The sequence below is a fragment of the Marivirga harenae genome (genome assembly GCF_030534335.1).
Lineage (GTDB): Bacteria > Bacteroidota > Bacteroidia > Cytophagales > Cyclobacteriaceae > Marivirga > Marivirga harenae.
In genome coordinates, this window is sequence record NZ_CP130565.1 from 1,286,596 (window position 1) to 1,303,237 (window position 16,642).

At 34.0% G+C, this 16,642-nt stretch carries 13 protein-coding genes; all 13 read right to left on the minus strand.

Annotation, left to right across the window (positions count from 1 at the left end; translation table 11 throughout):
• Positions 1–200: 200 nt before the first annotated feature.
• The 13 genes from Q3Y49_RS05445 to xth all read right to left on the minus strand — a co-directional run bounded on the left by Q3Y49_RS05445 (position 201) and on the right by xth (position 16,627).
• Positions 201–437 (minus strand): hypothetical protein, encoded by a 237-nt coding sequence (locus tag Q3Y49_RS05445; protein WP_303271273.1) that lies wholly within the window; start codon positions 435–437, stop codon positions 201–203.
• 130 nt (positions 438–567) lie between these two features.
• Positions 568–1,380, minus strand: coding sequence for a J domain-containing protein (locus tag Q3Y49_RS05450; protein WP_303271274.1), 813 nt, complete (start codon positions 1,378–1,380; stop codon positions 568–570).
• Positions 1,381–1,524: 144 nt separating this feature from the next.
• Complete coding sequence (locus tag Q3Y49_RS05455; RefSeq protein ID WP_303271275.1) at positions 1,525–3,267, minus strand: M14 family metallopeptidase; 1,743 nt, start codon at positions 3,265–3,267, stop codon at positions 1,525–1,527.
• Between the two features lie 76 nt (positions 3,268–3,343).
• Positions 3,344–4,585, minus strand: coding sequence for a DEAD/DEAH box helicase (locus tag Q3Y49_RS05460; RefSeq protein ID WP_303271276.1), 1,242 nt, complete (start codon positions 4,583–4,585; stop codon positions 3,344–3,346).
• Positions 4,586–4,722: 137 nt separating this feature from the next.
• Complete coding sequence (locus Q3Y49_RS05465) at positions 4,723–6,531, minus strand: tetratricopeptide repeat protein (RefSeq protein WP_303271277.1); 1,809 nt, start codon at positions 6,529–6,531, stop codon at positions 4,723–4,725.
• Positions 6,532–6,893: 362 nt separating this feature from the next.
• Entirely contained in the window at positions 6,894–8,735 is a 1,842-nt protein-coding gene (locus Q3Y49_RS05470) for an Ig-like domain-containing domain (protein ID WP_303271278.1), read from the minus strand.
• The gene (locus tag Q3Y49_RS05475) at positions 8,732–9,616 is read right to left on the minus strand and encodes a class I SAM-dependent methyltransferase (RefSeq protein ID WP_303271279.1); all 885 of its coding nucleotides are present in this window, start codon (positions 9,614–9,616) and stop codon (positions 8,732–8,734) included. Before Q3Y49_RS05475 ends, Q3Y49_RS05470 begins: the two co-directional genes overlap by 4 nt.
• Before the next feature lie 2 nt (positions 9,617–9,618).
• On the minus strand, positions 9,619–11,484 hold the full coding sequence (gene mnmG, locus Q3Y49_RS05480) for a tRNA uridine-5-carboxymethylaminomethyl(34) synthesis enzyme MnmG (protein ID WP_303271280.1): 1,866 nt from the start codon (positions 11,482–11,484) through the stop codon (positions 9,619–9,621).
• Between the two features lie 126 nt (positions 11,485–11,610).
• The gene (ybeY, locus tag Q3Y49_RS05485; protein WP_303271281.1) at positions 11,611–12,039 is read right to left on the minus strand and encodes an rRNA maturation RNase YbeY; all 429 of its coding nucleotides are present in this window, start codon (positions 12,037–12,039) and stop codon (positions 11,611–11,613) included.
• Positions 12,039–12,440, minus strand: a complete 402-nt coding sequence (locus Q3Y49_RS05490) for an ATP-binding protein (protein ID WP_303271282.1) — start codon at positions 12,438–12,440, stop codon at positions 12,039–12,041. Before Q3Y49_RS05490 ends, ybeY begins: the two co-directional genes overlap by 1 nt.
• Positions 12,437–13,456 (minus strand): hypothetical protein, encoded by a 1,020-nt coding sequence (locus Q3Y49_RS05495; protein WP_303271283.1) that lies wholly within the window; start codon positions 13,454–13,456, stop codon positions 12,437–12,439. Before Q3Y49_RS05495 ends, Q3Y49_RS05490 begins: the two co-directional genes overlap by 4 nt.
• 228 nt (positions 13,457–13,684) lie before the next feature.
• Positions 13,685–15,742, minus strand: coding sequence for a hypothetical protein (locus Q3Y49_RS05500; RefSeq protein WP_303271284.1), 2,058 nt, complete (start codon positions 15,740–15,742; stop codon positions 13,685–13,687).
• A 117-nt stretch (positions 15,743–15,859) separates the two neighbouring features.
• Complete coding sequence (xth, locus tag Q3Y49_RS05505) at positions 15,860–16,627, minus strand: exodeoxyribonuclease III (protein ID WP_303271285.1); 768 nt, start codon at positions 16,625–16,627, stop codon at positions 15,860–15,862.
• Positions 16,628–16,642 lie beyond the last annotated feature (15 nt).

Genomic DNA, 16,642 nt, shown 5'->3' on the forward strand with positions numbered 1-16,642 from the left:
TCATTAGAGCCTGATTCAATATTTACTTAACGACAAGATTGATGTTCTGCGATTTTCTTAGAAGGCTTTTCCCAGAAAAGAATAAGCAAAAAACGGAATGTATTTTAACTCCGACTGTCAATGATTCCTGTAAAGAAAATCAATCATAAACTGTCAGATGCTGCGCATTATTATTTAAGTGACCGACCCGTAAATAATACTTAGCTTTCAATTTCCTCATAACCTACCCTTAAAAGTACATAAGCCAAAGTACCAGAAAGAGCCATAAGAAATATCACCATTGCAAAAACTCCCCATGTGTTTTCAGCTCCTTGAAATAATGTTTTGTATGCCATAACCAATAATGCTACCAAGCATATTACTGTGGTGATTAAGCTGCCAATACCGAAATAAATGGCTAGTCCTCCATTTACTCTTTTTTGCAATCTTCTAGACATAATATTTCCCTTTAAAAAAAGGTTATGCTAATCTGCATTAAATAACCAAAAACCATAAATGCATCCAATCCTAAACGCAAATCACAGTTTCTTACTTTATAAAAGTATAAATATTGTGATAAAAATATTATTATAAAAGCAAAACAAATTGAATCAAGAATATCAATGCTGCAATTAAAAATATTGTTAACCTATATTCATTATTTTTAACGTAGTATAAATAAGCTAGTAGTATCAAAATTGTTGTGGGTATCAAAAATCCAAAAACTCTGAAAACGCTATATTCACTGTAGATTGTGACGGTTTTTTTATTATTTGTTAAGAAGTCTCCTTGCTTAAATATCATACTTCTTTTTAAGACAAGTGTATCATCAATTTCTATCTTTGCTATTTCTTCCTTTCCAAACCTAAAAGTCATCCCATTATTTAATTCCGCTCTATAAATGTAATCAGTATTTGGTTTCGTTGTCCCTGATCCATATCGCGAAAAAGCTTTTACCGTTTCTATTTCATCGATTTTTACTGGTTCAGATACTTTAGGTAGGCAGAAATCAATCAAGAGAAGTATATTAAAAACTAGAATTATAAAAACGAAAAGCTTCAACCTTACAAACAACCACTTAAACATCTCATCTTTTTGGGCTTTCGCTTTTTTAGATTTTTGCCTTTGATGATACGCTCTCTTTCTCCTTTCATAATCTTTTTGTGAATTAGAATGAACAGACTCATTTTCGTCTTGCGTTGGAGGATCAGGATACCTTTTTAGAAATCGATAAGCAGAGTTTATTTCCTTAAATTTTGCCCCACCATCTATTTTATAAATATCAGGATGATATTGCTTAGCTAAATTTCGATATGATTCTTTTATCTCTTGTTGAGATGCTCCAGCATTCAAGCCCAATATTGAAATGGATTCAATATACGTTCTCTTGCTACTAGCCATTTGATTTACTAATATAAAAATAGCCTAAACCCAGCGCAAACCCAATTCCGGTGAACAATGAAATATTATGTAAAAAGTATCCTGTTAACATTCCCGCAAGAGTAGAGAGCCCGACTTTAAAGAAAGGATTTTGCCAGATATTTTTCATTCTGCCATTAACCTGTATACAGGGTATCTTTTATGAGATTTTTCGTAATGCTCTGATCGTTTGAAAATCCAATCTAATTGAGCATAATTACTGGATGCAAAAGAGGAGTCATTCTCCTGCTTATTGGAAAATTCGTTTTGCTCTTCTTCAGGCATATCCGATAATATATTTTCAGCCTTCTGTTCGAATACATAGCCAGAAAATCCTTCCTTTTGCTGTAAAATGCTATCGAAAAAATTCCAGTTGAAAAAAGAATCCTGTGCCTCTGGCTCTAGAATTTCTACTAAATATCTTCTTGCTTTTTGACGAGTATCAATCAAATAATCACCTTTTCTTAGTGCTACTTTTTGATTTGACGATTTCACTTTTGTATTGTAATGCACATAGTGCCCTTCATATGGATTGGATACCGTTTTATAATCTTCAATATGATAGATCTCTACCGATAAAACCGTATCCTTTTTCAAAGCATCCATCTTCACTCCATTGGCTTTTAACCTATTGATCACTTCAAACCAAGCTTGCGGAATTACATAATAATTTGGAACCTTTACAGACTTCTCTGCTTTATAATAGTTGTAAAAAGGAACCTCTTTTTCAAAGGTATCATCCCTGTTATATTTTAATAGTGGGTTTCCTGTCAAGTCACTTTCAGGATAGCTTGTTTTATATCCATTCAAAGTAATCATTTTAAATTGATCCTTATCGTTTTTCCACATAATGGGTAGAGAATCTGCTTGCTGAATTTGATCTCGATCATGTGCTTTTAATTTTTGAATTTTAGCTCCTTCTTTAGCAGTAAGTTTCGAAGCAATACTTAAAAAATCGTATATATTTTCAACTCTAGTTTTATAGTCTTTCCACATATGGTCTTCAGTCATAAAACCAAAAGTCTGAAATAATGTAGTATATCCTGTTGAATAACGTGGTGCATCCCAAAATTGACTCCAACCATTTTCTGGTGTCGTACCATGCACATTTACATATTCAATAGGATTTCTGTCTTTGTCTTCCATCATTTTGAAAATCATGGGTTCGAATTCCTCTTCCAAATATTTACCCAGCTCGCCACCAAGTTTATCCTTTTGAGTAGTTAGAACCGTCACTACATGCTGATGATCGGAACCATTGGTAACATGTGTGTCAATAAAAACATCAGGGTCAAGCTGATGGAAAATTTCTGCAAAGGCAAATGCATTTTTAGAATCCATTTTGATAAAGTCCCTGTTCAAATCGTAATTCTGAGCATTTCCTCGAAAACCATAGGACTTCGGACCATTTTGATTCGTTCGAGTTGTGCTATTTCTATTTAATGCTCCACCAACATTATAGAACGGAATCACTGCTACGATCACGCTATCCAAAAATGAATGCTGACTTAAATTTTGTGCCCAATTTCTCAACATCATAATTGAAGCATCAATTCCATCTGATTCTCCTGGGTGAATTCCATTATTAATTAATAAAATAGGCTTTTCTGAATCCTGTAGCTCACTAAATGGAAATTTTTCAGATTTATTAAAAATTACCAAATGCAAGGGCTCTCCGCTATCTGTTTTGCTCATTTCTCGCATATCTATTTGTGGGAACTTTTGCGCAAGTGCTTTATAGAAAGCTATTCCTTCTTGATAAGTAGCTGTTTCGGTTCCATTGGATTTTTCGAAAGGAGAAACCAAATCTTGAGCCATTGAAATTGAAGAGCAAAGGGCAAGTACAGTAAAAAGGAATGATCGCATCATTTTGGGATTTTAGGTGAAAATTAAAATTACAAAATCAGAAATGATTATTATAAACAGAAATGGGTTAATTAGATATTTATCTCCTCCCTCCCTTAGTGCCTTTCTTTTTACGATTTGCGAAAAACTCTTGCTTCCTTCTTTGCTTTTCCTTTTCGAACTCTTTTTTCTCTGCGGTGGTCATCGGTTTATCTGTTTGTGGAAACGGATTATTCTTCACTACAGGTATTTTCTGATTGATGAGTTTTTCAATATCTTTCAGGTAGTCATTTTCTTCTGGTTCACATAAGGAAATAGAAACTCCTGCCTCCCCGGCCCTTCCGGATCGGCCAATTCGATGGACATATGTCTCGGCAATATTGGGGATATCATAGTTAATCACATATTGCAATTTGTCGATATCAATTCCACGGGCTGCAATATCAGTGGCAACCAACACACGTATTTCTTTATCTTTAAATTGATTTAAGGCCTTTTGTCTTTGGTTTTGCGCTTTGTCTCCGTGAATGGCAGCTGCTGAAATATTCTTCTTTTTTAGGTCCCTTACAATTCTATCTGCACCATGTTTCGTTCTATCAAATAGTAAAACCTGATCCATTTTTGGGTCTTTTAAAATGTGAAGTAGTAAATCCTTTTTATCTGATTTATTGGTATAATAAAGATATTGTTGAATCGTTTCAGCCGTGGAAGAAACTGGGGTCACCGCTATCTTTTTAGGGTTATTCAAAATTTTTCTCGAAAGTTCCACAATCACATCGGGCATAGTGGCCGAGAAAAATAAAGATTGTCTCCTTTGTGGTAAAGCGGCAATCACTTTTCTGATATCGTGAATAAAACCCATATCCAACATGCGATCTGCTTCATCTAAAACGAAATACTGAATATCTCTTAAATTAATAAAGCCTTGATTCATTAAATCCAATAATCGTCCTGGAGTTGCAATTAAAACCTGCACACCGTTCTTTATGGCATTGGTTTGCTTATTCTGATTTACTCCACCAAAAATTACTGTGTTTTTTATGGATGTATACTTTCCATAGCTGGTAAAACTTTCACCGATTTGAATAGCTAATTCTCTAGTTGGAGTTAGGACTAATGCCTTAATTTTTTTCGCATTTACTTGATCTTTTTCCAGATGTTGCAAAATGGGTATAGCAAAAGCTGCAGTTTTTCCGGTTCCAGTTTGAGCACTGGCCATGATATCATTTTTCTCAAGTAATAGCGGAATAGCTTGTTCTTGAATAGAGGTAGGCTCAGTGTAATTTTCTTCTTTAAGCGCTTTCAAAATTGGCGCAATAATATTCAGTTCTTCGAATCGCATATATAGGATTTTTTGTTCCTATTAACGTAATAACGACAAGGAACTTTGGGTATGAAAGATTAAGAATTCAAAGGTAGGAAATTAGAATTCATTTATCCGCTGATACAATCTTTATTTTAAAAATTGAAAGATCTCATTTAATTCACAAAGTCTCCCCGTAACAGGCGGAATCTTTTTCTAGCTTCTGCTACAAAAATACTACCGGGATACTCTGTTAATAATTGTTGATAATATTCCTTGGCTTTATTTTGGTCTTGAATAAGTTCTTCATAAATCAGTCCCATTTCGAATAGTGCATCATCTGTTAATATATCATATGGCATATCTGTAGCAATTCTCTCCAACAAACTTATCGCATCGGCATAGTTCCCTATTTCCTTATCCCTTTTGGCTTTTAGCCAAAGCAACTCATCAAGAATCGGATGTTCTTCATATTCTTCTATTAAACTATCCAGAGCTCTTTGTGCCTTTAAATACTTATTTTGATAAAGCAATAAATCGACATCTGCATAGGCGCGAAGCGCCTTTTGCGTACTATCCAAAATAGTATTGTTTTTTATTAGAATACTTAGGTCCATTGCATCATTAGCGATTTCTCTTCGGGTGGCATTTTTTAAAATATCTAAATGTTCCTGTGCCAATTCAAATTCACCTTTATAAAAAGATAGTTTGGCGTTTTTCAATTTTGCATTTTCGCCCAAATTTTCATTTTTATGGCTTTTTTCCACTTGATAGTATAAAAGGACAGATTCCCATGGCTGTTCTTTAATAATATAAATATCACCCAAATTCAGTTTAGCGATGGCTACAATATCTTTTTCTGCATTTGGGAAATCTATAACATTTTGAAGCATATTAATTGCCTTATCATGTTCATTCAAGTAAAAAGCATGTAGCAAAGCTTGTTGTCTGTAGGCTTCCAATGTATAATGAGAAAGGCCAATCTCATTTACAAGGTTTTTGTATGAAACAACCAGGTTTCGAATTGAGGCTGTATCAATGGGAAAGTGATTCTTTATTCTTATTTCTTGTGTTTTAATTTTTAATTGCTTTGCTCTTATGTAGTTCATAGAATTTGGGAAATTATCCACCACATAAGAAAAAATCATTTCAGCTATATCGTAATCCTCATTTTGATATGCCAGTTCGCCTATTTCCAAACTATTCTCTCCTTCCAATTGATTTCTTTTATCAATAGCTCTGGCCTGCATAAATGCACCATAAAAATTTTCTAATTGTAAATTTGCCCAAATAAGAAGATCGGAATACATATCCTTTTCTTTACTGCTTTGTAACTCCTCCATTATTTTTTCTACAAAATCATGAAGTTCATCTTTCTCTGTAAGTGAGAGTTGCAGCATATTTTTCACGTATCGTAAATTCCCTGGCCTTTCATTGGCATACTTTAAATACTCAGTAACCATTTTATCTTTTTGGTTGGTATATCTATACAATGTAGCCAGCTGAATCGCAAATGCATTTGGATCTCGCATTATTTCACGAGCTGACAAATAAAGCCGTTCGGCATATTCTCTGTGTTGCTTGTTAATAAAATATTGAGCTGCTGATCTTAAGTTTCCAAGGTTATCTAAGACTCTCGATTCAATTTGCTGGTAAATTTTTTCAGCTTTTGAGCTATCATTTATAGTAATGTAGAAATCCACAAAATCAACTTGATAATTAATATTTGCCGGAAAAATCTTGTTAATAGATTTCAAATACTTTTCGGCTTCATCATTGTATTGTTTTGCATATAATATCTCAATATAGTTAGTATGAATAAAAGATAGATTTTGCGGTGCTTTTGCCAGCTCTCGATATATTGAAATTGCTTTGTCATATTCACCTTCTTGATAATATGCATTAGCCAAACCGATCTTTTGGTTTGATTGTCCATAACTTATTATGCTAGTCAATAAAAAAAATGAGAAGATCCAATATTTCATATTTCTTCAAGTTTTAACCTGATGTGTTTTTCCACACACGTAATATTATATTATTTAATTATATATAAACTATTATCTATTGTTAATCGTGTTGATATGTTGATAAATACTTAATTTAATTAAATCTTTTCTTCTTTGTATAGAATATGTAGATAAGATTTGAAGATATCCACTTCTATTTATTTGAAAATTAAATACTTAACATTAAACTGGATTTATGTTAATAAAAAATTGTATTCTACTGTGTGAAATAAATCTGTGGATTAAGTTGTAGATATGTTTCAGTTTTTCATACTTATCATCTTAACTTATTCACTTTATCCTCTATCTTATTTATGCTTGTTAAGTTATGTGTATAAACCCTAATTTTTTACACTACTATCCACTTGCTTATCCACACTTAAATCAAAGTCTTTGTCTATTATTTCCCAGTTTGCTTTTACAGTTATTTCTTCATTAAAAAAAATATATTCTTCTGGTTTCTCTAATGTGTAAACATTACCTGCATCCCAAACTTGGTTGTTATTGATGTCTTTCAGAAGCCTTAATCTGTATTTTCCAGGTTTAACATAATTGAATTTATAGTCATGTTGATTAACTAAGGTGTCAATGACTTCATATTTATCATTGAGTAATTGGACAACAAAGGGAAAACCAGGATTAATAATTTTTCCTGTAATAGTCCCATGGTCTTCGATTTTCTTGAAAGATAGTGAAACTTCGGTTTGCTGACTGGAATCGTTCTCAATACCCCTGAAGGCTGATTTTCCGAAGTAAAGTTGTAATTTTCCAGAGGTGCTTGGAGAAGTATTGACTTGCCTTTCGCCTATATTAGATGTTCTTCTTGAGAGATCTCTTGACATGGCTTCTTTTTTTGTGTTAGTGTCTGATACGATGGTTGTATCTGGTGAATCATCCTTTAGGGAATCAGTTGCCAATAATTTTTGATGTTTGACAGATAGACTATCAATGATATTATCAATTGTACTTTGTACGATTGTTGTTGTTATTTTAATCTGTTTTTTACTGAAGTTTTGTTCGATGTCTTCTGGACTGAAGGTATATATAGGAATGCTATCGATTCTTAATTGTATAGAATCATAGATGATCTGATTTACTGGTTTTGAAAGAGTTAGCAGAAATTCTTGTTTTCCAGAGATTAGTTCAGCTTTAGGTTTATCAATGATCTTTATAGTATCATTTGTCAACCTACTTTCTCTCAGCCTGAAATATACAGAATCTGTTATCTGTGAACCGATAGAGTCAGTCGCCTTGACCATTAACAATGTAGAATCCGTATCAAAATTGAGCTGTGGAAAGTTTTCTTTGTATACTTTTAGATATTTTGAATTTTCTATGTTATTGGTGTAAATATATTGATTAGTATCTCTCGGATTAGTTATTTGGTAATTGACCAAGCCTTTATTGTATTGAATGATGAAGTCTTTGCCAACCGGACTGTACTTTTTTAACCGTAAAGTATCTTCATTTCTTTTGTAAGTATTAACATCAATTGTTCCTATGCTGTCATATAAGTCGATGATTTCAGTGTGAAAACCAAAGGCTTCATTTTGAGAATTATTTAGTAAATCATCGTTGTTATCTTGAAAAGTATATAATCTATATTTACCGTTTCTGAGATTCTTCATTTGATACTGTCCATTCTTATCTGTTGTGGTAAAATATACCGGTTTGCCCTGTCTCAAGTTAGCAGTATCATAAGCAGTGGTGTATAAACCAACAATGTAGCCTTCTTTTACTGTATTGTCTTTAAGTTTGGTAACAGTCCCGGATATTTGCAAAGAATCAAGGTAAGGTCCAGTACTAAAGGCGATTACAGGATTTTGCCATAGGTTACCCTCAGTGATATCTTTTAATGCCTTTCTGAAATTGAAGGTGTAAGTGGTAGAGTCTTGCAGTGGCTCCTCTAATTCTATAGTGAGTTCTTGTTTTTTTAAGCTTGCTTCATATTTGATATCTTCTCTAGGAGTTATAATTAGTTCTTTATCAAGTTGTTCAAGCTTCATCCACTCACTAAAAAATAGTTTTATTTCTTGGCCCTTAAATTTAATTGATTGATTTGCAGGATTTGATTGGTACAACTTGGGAGGTACCTCGTCTTTATCACCGCCTGTGGGTCCTTGTACTGTTGCGCATGCGTAAACGATAATTAGTGTTAAAAGGGATGCTACTTTTTTAATCATTTTTTGATAACGTAAATAAGACTTGAGAAATTATTGTTATGATTAGTGGCGTAAGTATTGGATTTATAGCCAGTTATAATAGAATTGATGAAATTATTTTTATTATATTTATATTTATTGCTAAGTAAACTTATGTAGTATGCATCCAGTTTCATGGGATAGACTTTTTTCACCTTGAGGCCGTGTTTCAACATCAAGGTCTTCATTGTTTCCTGGCTGAAGTGGTACAAGTGTCTTGGTACGTCATAAGCTGCCCATTCTTCGTCAAAGACTGAATTCTCGTAACTTTCAATATTTGGTACTGCAACAACAATCTTACCTTTCTCTTTAAGAATTGTTTTAAGTATTTTAATTGTATTGTTTATGTCATGGATATGTTCCAAAACATGCCATAAGGTTATAACGTCAAACTTTCTATTTTTAAGGTTCAGATTTTGGATATTATTATGGACTGCCGTTTTTTTATTAGCAATAGTCCGTGCAATATCATTAGGTTCAATTCCATAGGTTTTCCACCCATTAGCTTTCATGGTTTCTAGAAAATAACCCGTACCACAGCCATAATCTAATATTCTACCTTTTTTCTGTTTTGCTATTGAATTAATTAATTTTCTTTTAGAGGCTAATGCATATTTTCTGGCCAATTTGTACAGAAGGTTAATCGGTGAATTTGCTTTATCCGAATGAGAGATATAATCCTCAGATTGATAGTATTTTCCTATATCGTTTTCACTTGGTCTTGGATTTGTAAATTGAAAATTACAATTCTCGCATATCATTATATTAAAGCTTTCCTTACTAACAGAATGATCTTTAATTACTTTATGGTTTCGTAAATTAGAAGCGCCACAAACTGGGCATTCGTCAAGCTTTTCGTACATATCTATCGTCCTAAGTAAACCATTAGTATTGAAATATCTGCAGGAGTAACACCGCTTATTCTTGAGGCTTGTCCTAAGGTCTGTGGTCTGACTTTCCTTAGCTTTTCTTTGGCTTCAGCCGACAAAGCTGGAATCTGATTAAAATCTAAAGAATCTTTGATTTTTAAATCTTCAAGATTTTTCATTTTCTCAATCATTTGATTTTCCTTTTCAATATAGCTTTCATACTTTATATGAATTTCTGACGCTTCAATCACATCTTGGGTGAAGCCGTTTATCATTTGATTCAAATCATCTTCAATATGCTGAAGTTCCTTGAAGCTAATTTCTGGTCTTTTAAGAATACTATATGCATTAGTTTTTTCTTTTATAGGAGCAGAGTTGATCTCACCTAATCTGTCATTAACAATATTAGGTTTGACCTTATGAGTTTTTAGATTGTTAATAAAGGAGTCAATATGGTCTTGTTTTTCTTCTACCTGTTTTAGTCGTTCATCAGATGCTAATCCAATTTTATGTCCCAAGGGAGTCAAGCGGGTATCTGCATTATCCTGTCTTAATAAGATCCTATGTTCAGCCCTGGATGTGAACATTCTATAAGGTTCTTCTGTACCTTTATTTATTAAGTCATCTATCAGTACGCCTATATATGCTTCCGATCTAGATAAGATAAAGGGCTCCTTCTCATTTATTTTTAGATGAGCATTAATACCAGCCATCAAGCCTTGACAAGCTGCTTCTTCGTATCCAGTAGTTCCATTAATTTGTCCAGCAAAATATAGATTGTCTACTAATTTGGTTTCTAAGGTAGTTTTCAGTTGCGTTGGAGGAAAGAAGTCATATTCTATAGCGTATCCAGGTCGAAACATTTTAACATGCTTAAAGCCTTCAATTTCTCTAATTGCCTTGTATTGGATATCTTCTGGCAAGGAAGTTGAGAATCCATTTACATAGACTTCTACTGTATCCCAGCCTTCGGGCTCCACAAAAATTTGGTGTCTATTTCTTTCTGCAAAACGGTTGATTTTATCCTCAATAGAAGGGCAGTATCTAGGTCCTAAGCCTTGGATTCTTCCATTAAACATAGGAGATCGTTCAAAGCCTTCCTCGAGGATTTCGTGAACCAGTGGGTTTGTATAGGTTATGTGGCAGCTTCTTTGTTTTGCTAGCCTTTGCGTTTGATTAGAAAATGAGAATTTTTCTGGGAATTCGTCTCCCTTTTGTTCTTCTATTATACTGTAATCAATTGTTCTGCCATCTACTCTTGGAGGGGTGCCTGTCTTCATTCGTCCCGACTCAAAACCTAGTTCTTCTAATTGTTCAGTTATTCCTTTAGATGCTCTTTCTGCTGATCTACCACCACCGAATTGCTTTTCTCCAATATGAATTAAACCATTTAGGAAGGTTCCATTAGTTAGTACTACTGCTTTTGCTTTTATTTTTAGACCCATGCTGGTTTCAATACCTACAACCTTATTGTTTTCCACTATTATTCCAGCAACCATTTCTTGCCAGAAATCAAGTGTGGGGATTTTTTCCAACTGCAATCGCCATTCTTCCGCAAAACGCATTCGATCATTTTGGGTTCTTGGACTCCACATTGCTGGGCCTTTGGATTTATTAAGCATCCTGAACTGGATCATAGATTTGTCTGCAATGATACCCGAATATCCACCTAAAGCATCAATTTCCCTAACTATTTGTCCTTTAGCCACACCACCAACTGCTGGATTGCAAGACATTTGTGCAATCGTATTCATATTCATTGTGGCTAATAGGACTTTTGAACCCATATTTGCCGCTGCGGCTGCAGCTTCGCAGCCTGCGTGCCCACCTCCTACTACTATTAAGTCGTAATCTTGAAACATAACTAGATTATATTCTGTGTTCCACGTGGAACACGTGATTTTGATTTTATTAATGCTGAACTGTTCCACGTGGAACAGTAGTTATTCTTTATTGTGTCAAATGTTCCACGTGGAACATCTTCTGACTTATAATAATTCAATTGCTTTGTTTTCTGCAATTCTCATTTCTTTTTTCTGCTCCTCGGTTTTGTCCTTAAATCCTATAATATGCAATAGACCATGTGCCATTACTCTGGCCAATTCAATTTCTTGCTTTGTTTTGAAACTCGCACTATTTGCTTTTATTCGCTCCATACTGATGAATATATCTGCTTCTACAGTGTTTTGTTCTTCTGAATAATCATTTAGATCAAATGTAATAATGTCAGTATAAGTATCGTGGTTAAGATATTCCAGATTGATTTTAAGTAAATATTCATCGGAACAAAAGATATAATTAAGCTCAGAAATCTTGTGCTCATAGGATTTAGCGACATTATTAAGCCATTTTTTATGCTTTTGTAATGTCCTTAAATCTATATTGTAATCTTCCTTAAAGAAGTAAATATTTGTCATTAATTGATGTAGAAGCTTAGTTTTACTTTCTTGCCTTCTTCTTCAAAACTTAATTCATCGCTTAGTGCTTTCATTAAGAATATTCCTCTACCGCCTGGTTTGTCAATGTTTTCTGGCGCAGTCGGATCAGGAAGTGCGTTATAGTCAAAGCCGGTACCTTGATCTGAAACATTAAATACTATGGTGTTCTCTTCCATAGTTAATGATAGAAATACGTTTTTATCCTTATTGCCTTGGTTTCCATGAATAATAGCATTATTGACGGATTCCGTAACAGCAATCATGATGTTGCCATAAATGTCATCATCTAGATCAAATTTTTCTTTTGCATTGTCAATAAAGCTCTCAACTATTCTGATGTTTTCGCTGAGAGATGGAATACTTATACTGATGTCGCTCATTTTATTAGGTTTTCTTTAGATTTTAATCGGTTATAATATTTATTTATTTCATTCTTGTAATATGGAGTGAAATTAGGTGACACGTTTCTTAGCTGCTCAATTTCTCTTTGCTTTTCTTTAATGTAATCTTCAAATGCATTGGGAATTCTTTCCCTTTCATACTCTGTTGCAGTCTCTCCTTTGCGTTCGTCCTTTTCCTCTTGTTCGTCCTTAGCTTTCTCTGATTCTAGAAGTCGGGTAACTATTTTTTGTTGCCTTTCTAAAAGTTGTCGATTTAATCGTTTATTTACTAAGTCTTCCTCGATTTTCTCCATCTCTGCGGAAATGCTACCGCTATTGCCACCGTCTTCCTTACCTTCTTGGCCGCTCAGTTTTTTTTCAAGCGCTTCCATCATTTTCCTGATTTTAGCTTGTTCTCCGGCTAATTGGCCTAATTGTTCTGAAAACTGCCTTCCGCTTTTTTGACCCTTGCTCAATTCTTGTGTTTTTTGATTCAAGGATTCTTGCATTTGTGATAAACTAGGGCTTTGCTGATTGCCTTGCGATTCTTGGCCCATTCCCATCGCAGATTGCATCTGCATTTGCATTTGTTCTAATACATCGTCCAGCATTAAGGCGAGATTGTTCATAGCAGTCATGGCAAATTGCTGTTCACCAATCGCTCTGCTATTTTCCCTTTCTCTTAAAGCCTTAACGCTTGCCTCCATAGACTCATTCATTTGGTCAAGCTCTTTATATATAAAGTTTTTTAGTTGAAAAACTCTTTCTGCTAAACTAGAAAGGCTGTCCTCTACGATTTTAGCATCATCTTGCATAGCCAGTTGCTTCTCTGATAATGTAATGAACCTCGGGTCGCTAGGGTTAACCGCTTTAAAGTCATTCATAAGGGTTTCTTGTCGAAATGAAAGCTTCAAAAGATTATCAACAATATTTTTTAAATCATCGATGTTTTCTTGCAACATCTCCATTTCCATACCCATCTGCATTGAAGACAGCATTTCAGACATCTTCTTCATTTCCTCTGAGGCCTTTTTCTGTTGTTCACTAGCCCCATTTTTATCGTTTTCTTGGATCTTTTGTTGGCTGTTCTGTTGGCTTAGTTCTATTTCACTTTCTTGCTCTTTAGTGTCTTGCAGTGCATTAGGTTGCTTTAGTGACTGATTGCGCTGTTCAATATCTCTTAACTCTTCTTGTAAATCTTCAAACTCTTCATTTAATTCCTTTTGTTTATTTAATGCTTCTGCCTACTTTTGTTCTGTTTGAAACTTCCTTTCTTGATTTTCATTATCAATCTTGCTTTCTTGGCTTTCTTGTGGTTTATTCTCTTCTGATAATGCCTTTTGTTCTTCTTCTAAATCTTTAAACTTCTCCCCTACTTCCTTCATATCATATTGAATTTCCATTCTTTTGAAGAGTTCCATCAATCTTTCCATTTCCTTAAGCTTGTTTTTCTGTTGCTTTTTAAGGTCTTCAACCGATTCCCTAAAATCATCCGATTGATTTTGCTCTTCTAGAAGTGATTTGATTTTTTCCATGAGTTCTTCATTTTCATCTTGAAGCATCTCTTCCATTAAGTTTTCAAGCTGTTCGGATTTCTCACGCAGTTGTTCATCTTGCTTATTAAATCGGTCTCTTTTGGCTTGATTCTTTTCTAATTCGTTCTTAATTTTCTCTAATTCTTTTCTTCGGTTTTCTCGGTCTTGAAAGATTTCTTCTATTAACTTTTTATCTTGCCAATCTAATGTTCGTTTTGTTTTAAGAATTTCTTCTAATTCCTCAAGTTTAAGATTTGTACGTTTGGCAGCATCGATGTTTTTATCTATCTGATTTTCAGTTTCTTGACGCGTTTTTTTAATTTCTTCCTCAATCTTATCTGCATCTGGTAATTGAAATTGATAGGTTGCACTTTTTGAGAATTTTGCACCATTTACTCCGTCATTATCTGCAACTTCAACGAAATATTCAATTCTCATCTCTTTCTCTGTTAATAAAGAATCAATTTCCCATACCTTAAAGTATTTTTGATTTAGTATTTTTCTGTCAAAGGCTAACGGGATAAGGCCTTTGTCAAGCAGTTCACCATCTTTAAACTTTTGATAGATGATTCTCAACTGCGAAAATCCGTAATCATCGCTTATTTCACCTGCCAGAGCGACTTGATTGAAGTAGGTGCTATCGTTAATGGGACTTAGGTTGATTTCTGGATATTTATCTTTGATTACTTCAATTGAGTAGTTGATTTTCTGGCTATAGGCTGCTTCTATGTTGATTAAGTTCAATTGATAGCTAGAATTTTTTATCAATTTTTTCGATAGATTAAAAGCATTACTTCTAATTTTATTGAACTGGGAACTGTCTTTTTTAGTAGTATAATAAATTTGATCACTGGATTTGCTTTTTATTAGCCATTCTGCTTCCGTTCCCTCGGGGATGATTAGATTTCCTGAATTATTAATTCTTTCTGTTTTGGTCCCGATATAATCTGGATAGTTCAGGGTGATATTCATTTCCTGAATTCTAGGTTTTTCGTACACAGTTAGTTTGTAATCTTTGGAATTGAACCCCGCTGCTTCCAACTTAAAATTTAAACTTTTCTGGACATTCTTTATGGTATATAAGTACTCATTGTTTGAAAGCCTTTCAAATTTTTGCTTTAAACCATCTTTGTTTATGAAAAGATTCTGTGGTAGTTCATTCCCTTGTAATTTAGCTTTTAAAGTATAATTATCTCCTTTAAAACTTCGTAAATCATTATTTTCTAGGATAAAAGAAAATGGTGCTTCTACTATAAATTCTTCATTAAATTTTAATACGCGGTAGCTTCCTTCTGTAATCATATTAGGAGAAAACATGAGAATTAATCCAATAATAATAGTTGGTATTATTAGATAAGGAAGGTAAGCAGAGTTGGAGCTTTTTATATTGATGCTTTCCTTGAAATTCAGTAAAGCAATTTTGCCGGACTTCTGTTCTATACTTGCTGAAATTAGACTGTTATCAGAAGAAGATAAGCTGCTTAACTGTATGATGTTCAGTAGTTTATCGCTTATCTCGGGAAAATATTTTCCTATTTGCCTGGCAGCATCAGTATCACTCAAGTGTTCTCCATTTCTTAGGAGATGATAGATTGGAATTAAAAGGTAACGGACAGAAAAGAAAGCTATGAGTACAAAAGAGAGACTAAAAATAATAGTTCTTGCCAATCGGCTCATCTGGAAACTATATTCCAACCAACTGCTTATCAAGAGCGCAACAAGAAAAATAGCAATACTGATTATCAGGCCCTTTACTATTTTATTCAAATAGTATTTGCGCTTATAGGCCTTTAGCTTTAGTAATATATCCGCTATGTTGCTGTTTTGAGTCACTTCAGTACTAACGGTAATTTTATGACAATGATTTCCAATATATTATCAATTTCATGATACATCCAATTCAATTTTGATCGGGCAGTGATCAGAGTGTTTTACGTCTTGCAAAATGTCTACTGACTTTATTCTATCCTGTAAATTGTCAGAGAGCATATGATAATCAATTCTCCAACCCTTATTTCTTTCTCTTGCTGCAGCCCGATAGCTCCACCAACTGTATTGATCAGCTTCTTTGTTTAAATATCTAAATGTATCGATAAAGCCATCGCTCAAGAATTCGGTCATCCATTCTCTTTCCTCAGGTAAAAATCCGGAGCTGTTTTTATTTCGTACCGGATCATGAATGTCTATAGCTTGATGGCATATATTGTAGTCACCACAAATTAATAGATTGGGATAGTCCTTTTTTAGCTCTTGAATGTAGTTTCTGAAATCGGACAACCATTTCATTTTAAAATCTTGGCGAGTGTCCCCACTTGAGCCACTAGGCATATAGGTGCAGATAACAGAAAACCCTTCAAAATCTGCACGAATCACTCTACCTTCTCTATCGTATTCGGGCATCCCGCAACCAATTTCCACGTTTTTCGGTTTTACCTTTGTAAAAATACCTACACCGCTATAACCCTTTTTTTCTGCTGAATGCCAATATATATGGTAGCCTAGGTTTTCGAAAACGGAAACATCGATTTGATCTTGATTAGCTTTTAATTCTTGTATACAAAAAACATCGGGCTGTTCTGCTTGGAGCCATTCGCTCAATCCTTTTCTTTCTGCAGCCCTAATTCCATTCACATTATAAGAGATGATATTCATTAAAAACTTTTCAAG